The 3,572-nt window shown below is 69.2% G+C and carries 2 protein-coding genes; one reads left to right on the forward strand and one right to left on the reverse strand.

Annotation, left to right across the window (positions count from 1 at the left end):
• Nucleotides 1-191: 191 nt before the first annotated feature.
• Complete coding sequence (locus tag MTR62_RS20365) at nt 192-2,264, forward strand: TonB-dependent receptor (protein ID WP_244024389.1); 2,073 nt, start codon at nt 192-194, stop codon at nt 2,262-2,264.
• Here MTR62_RS20365 and MTR62_RS20370 read toward each other — a convergent pair.
• Complete coding sequence (locus tag MTR62_RS20370; RefSeq protein ID WP_244024391.1) at nt 2,261-3,370, reverse strand: LacI family DNA-binding transcriptional regulator; 1,110 nt, start codon at nt 3,368-3,370, stop codon at nt 2,261-2,263. The genes MTR62_RS20365 and MTR62_RS20370 overlap by 4 nt on opposite strands.
• Between the last annotated feature and the right edge of the window lie 202 nt (nt 3,371-3,572).

The raw sequence follows: 3,572 nt of genomic DNA on the forward strand, positions 1-3,572 counted from the left end.
GCCGCGCCGCTGAGGCCTCGCGCACCGCGCCGCTGAGGCTTTGCGGGCGCGCGGCGCTCTCCTCTCCCCATCTCCCCCGAGCCTTCGCGCCAGTCGATGCCCATCCATCGAAATTTTCAATAAGGCGATCTTTGCACGCGCGTGCAATAGCGTGCCGGGTTGGCTCAGACCAACGGGGAGAGAGGACTGACATGGCGTACCGACACACACTTCTTCTGGCCAGCGCGCTGGCCTGGCCGATTCCCGCCGCAATGGCGCAGGACGCGCCCGCTACGAGCGCCGGAGAGGTACAGGGCGCCAGTCCGGGCGAGATCATCGTGACCGCGCAGCGCCGCTCCGAATCGCTGCAGAAGGCCGCCGTCGCGATCACCGCGCTGGGCGGCGAGGCGCTGCGCGATGCGGCGCGCAACTCGGTCGCCGACGCCATTTCGGCGGTGCCTTCGGTGCAGATCCAGGGCAACACCAACGGCGCGCAGATCTACATTCGCGGCGTGGGCTCGAACGCGGATTCGCAGCTCGGCGATCCGGCCGTGAACCTCAACATCGACGGCATCTACCAGCAGCAGACCGAAGTGCCGACCGCGCTGATGTACGATGTCAAGCGCATCGAAGTGCTGCGCGGGCCGCAAGGCACGCTCTACGGGCGCAACGCCACCGCAGGCGCGGTCAACATCGTCACCACCGACCCCGAACTGGGCGTGCTGGGCGGCTACGGCATGGTCCAGGCGGGCAACTACAAGGCGGTCCACGGCGAAGGCGCGATCAACGTGCCGATCGGCCAGGACACCGCGCTGCGCGTCGCCGGTGCGACCGACCACCACGACGGCTACCTTTCGAACGGCAACAACAACGCGCACATGAGCGCGGCGCGCGTCAAGCTGCTGAGCGAACCGACCGACAATCTGCGCATCCTGATCGGCGCCGACTACCTGCATTCGGCCGGGCACGACGTGGGCAGCGTCGCCGCCCCGCTCGACAAGAGCGACCCGTGGTATTCGGACAAGCCGCAGGGCTACATCAACCTCGATTCGCTCATGGTGCGCGGGCAGGTCGACTACACCACGCCGTTCGCCACCTTTACCCTGCTCGCCTCGCACACCGCCTACGACAAGGACGAGGCCAACGTCATCCTTTCGCCCACTGCGGTCTCGGTCCACCGCGAAGCGCGGCAGAACTCGGTCGAACTGCGCGCCAGCTCGCCCGGGCATTCGCCCATCGAATGGGTCGGCGGCCTGTTCTATTATGACGATACCGAAGTGCGCCAGGTGGTCGACAGCCCGATCGACGCGACCGCGGCCTCGGCCTCCAACCCCGAACTGCGCGACGCGACGGCCAAATCCGCCGCCGCCTTCGCCAACGTGACCGTGCCGCTCACCGAGGCGCTGCGGCTCACCGGCGGGCTGCGCTACACCCACGACGAGAAGGGCGCGCGCTTCGTCTACACCGATGGCAGCGGCGATCCCGACGCGACCGCCAGCCGCAGCTGGAACTCGTTCACCTACAAGGCGGGCATCGAGGCCGATCTCGCGCCCCAGTCGCTGCTCTACGGCCAGGTGTCGAGCGGGTTCAAGGCGGGCGGCTTTGCCCAGCAGTTCCCCGCCGCCTCCTACGATCCCGAAAAGATCACCGCCTTCGAGATCGGCAGCAAGAACCGCCTGCTGGACAATACGCTCACGCTCAACCTCGCCGCGTTCCACTATTCCTACCGCGATTATCAGGCGCAGTACCCCGATCTCGTCGACGGGGCCTTCGCGCTGGTCACCGCCAACGCGGCGAGCGCCAAGCTCTCGGGCGCCGAGCTCGAGGCGACCTGGCGCCCGACCGGCAGCGACACGCTGGGCCTCAGCGCCTCGTACCTGCACACCCGGTTCGGCGCGTTCAGCTATACCTCCACCCTCTCGGGCACGGTCGACCATTCGAACGAGCGGCTGCCCAATTCGCCGACCGCCAGTTTCGACGTGAGCTATGAACACGTCTTCACGCTGGGCAGCGGCGCGACGATCACCGCGCACGCCAATTCGCACATCTCGACCGGGTACTGGACGACGGTGGAGCGCTCGACCGATTCCTACCAGGGCGCCTTCACCCGCAGCGATGCGTTCCTGCGCTATGCGCCCGCCAGCGATGCCTGGGACCTGCGCCTCTACGCCAAGAACATCGAGAACAACGCGATCCGCACGCTGGGCGCGGCCAACCCGGTCGACACCGTGCTGCTGCTGGCCCCCCCGCGCACGTATGGGGCCGCCTTCAGCCTGCGCTTCTAGGCCAGAGCCGCCGCATCGTGCCAGCGCCAGCTGCCATCGTCCTGCCGGGTGATCCCGCGCGCCGGCCGGCGCGCGGTGTCGCGCACGATCAGTTCGCCCGGCACGCGGTAGACCGGCCCGCCACCCGCCGCGCCGTCGATCAGCCCGAGCAGATGGTCCACCACCGCCTGCGCGAAGGCGGGCGCGGGCTGTGCGTAGGTGGTGAGCGCGAGGTCCGGCCAGCCGGCCACCGCCACATCGTCGAACCCGACGATCGATACGTCCCAACCGACCTTGAGGCCAAGCGTGCGCGCGGCCTGGATCGCGGCAAAGGCCATGTGGTCGTTGGCGCAGAACAGCGCGTCGGGCCGGTCGGGCGTCGCCAGCAAGGCCCGGCTCGCGGCGAGCGCGCGGTCGAATTCGAAGCCTGCGGGCACCACGCGCAGGCCCTCCATCCCCGCCGCGTGGAGCGCACCGGCAAAGCCTTCGAGCCGCTCGAGCGTACTCGACACGCCTTCATCGCCCGCAAGGTAGGCCATGCGCTGGTGCCCGCCCGCAAGCAGGAAACGCGCGATCTGCGCGCCGCCAGCCAGATTGTCGCCCACCACGCGCGCGGCGGCAGGCGCGGCGCCCGCGTTGTTCATCAAGACCACCGGCAAGCCTTCTTCGGCGCATTCGGCGAGCAGGTCGGGGGCATAGCCGCTCGACCCCAGGATCAGGCCGTCGACGCTGAAGTGGCGCAGTTCGCCCACCAGCGGCTCGTGGCTGCCCTCGCCGTGGGTGACGAAGAGCAGCAGGCGGTAGCCCACCGCGGCGAGCCGCTCGGAAATCGTCTGCACGATGAGCGGGTAGAACAGGTTTTCCAGGTGGCTGACCGCCAGCGCAACGATCATCGAGCGCCGCGTCATCAGCGAGCGCGCGGCCAGATTGGGCCGGTACTTGAGCGTCTTGGCCGCTTCGAGCACGCGCGCGCGGGTTTCGGGCGCGACGCTCGCCCCGTCGGTGAACGTGCGCGAGACCGCCGAGCGCGAAACTCCGGCCAGACGCGCCACGTCGGAGGAGGTCGCCGCCCTGGCGCGCCGTCCATCGCGCCGCCCGCTCCGCCCGTTCGTCCGCCCCTTTTCCATACCCCGTGCTATGCCGGTCCCGCCTGGGCGCGGCAAGGCTCCCCCCTTGAAATAATGCACCATTCTTGACCCGAGGAGAGATCCCATGATGACTTTCAAGACGCCCCTGCTGCGCTGTGCGCTGCTGCTTGGCGCGGCCGCCCTGCCCGGCGCGCCCGCACTGGCCGCGACCACTCCCGCCACCGCCCCCGTGACGGTGCCC

It is taken from the genome of Novosphingobium organovorum, assembly GCF_022832435.1.
In the GTDB taxonomy this organism is placed as follows: Bacteria; Pseudomonadota; Alphaproteobacteria; order Sphingomonadales; family Sphingomonadaceae; genus Novosphingobium; species Novosphingobium organovorum.

What these genes read in the sequence shown, in the direction of transcription:
- MTR62_RS20370 (WP_244024391.1), bottom strand. Translation starts at nt 3,370, where the DNA reads ATGGAAAAGGGGCGGACGAACGGGCGGAGCGGGCGGCGCGATGGACGG.
- MTR62_RS20365 (WP_244024389.1), top strand. Translation starts at nt 192, where the DNA reads ATGGCGTACCGACACACACTTCTTCTGGCCAGCGCGCTGGCCTGGCCG.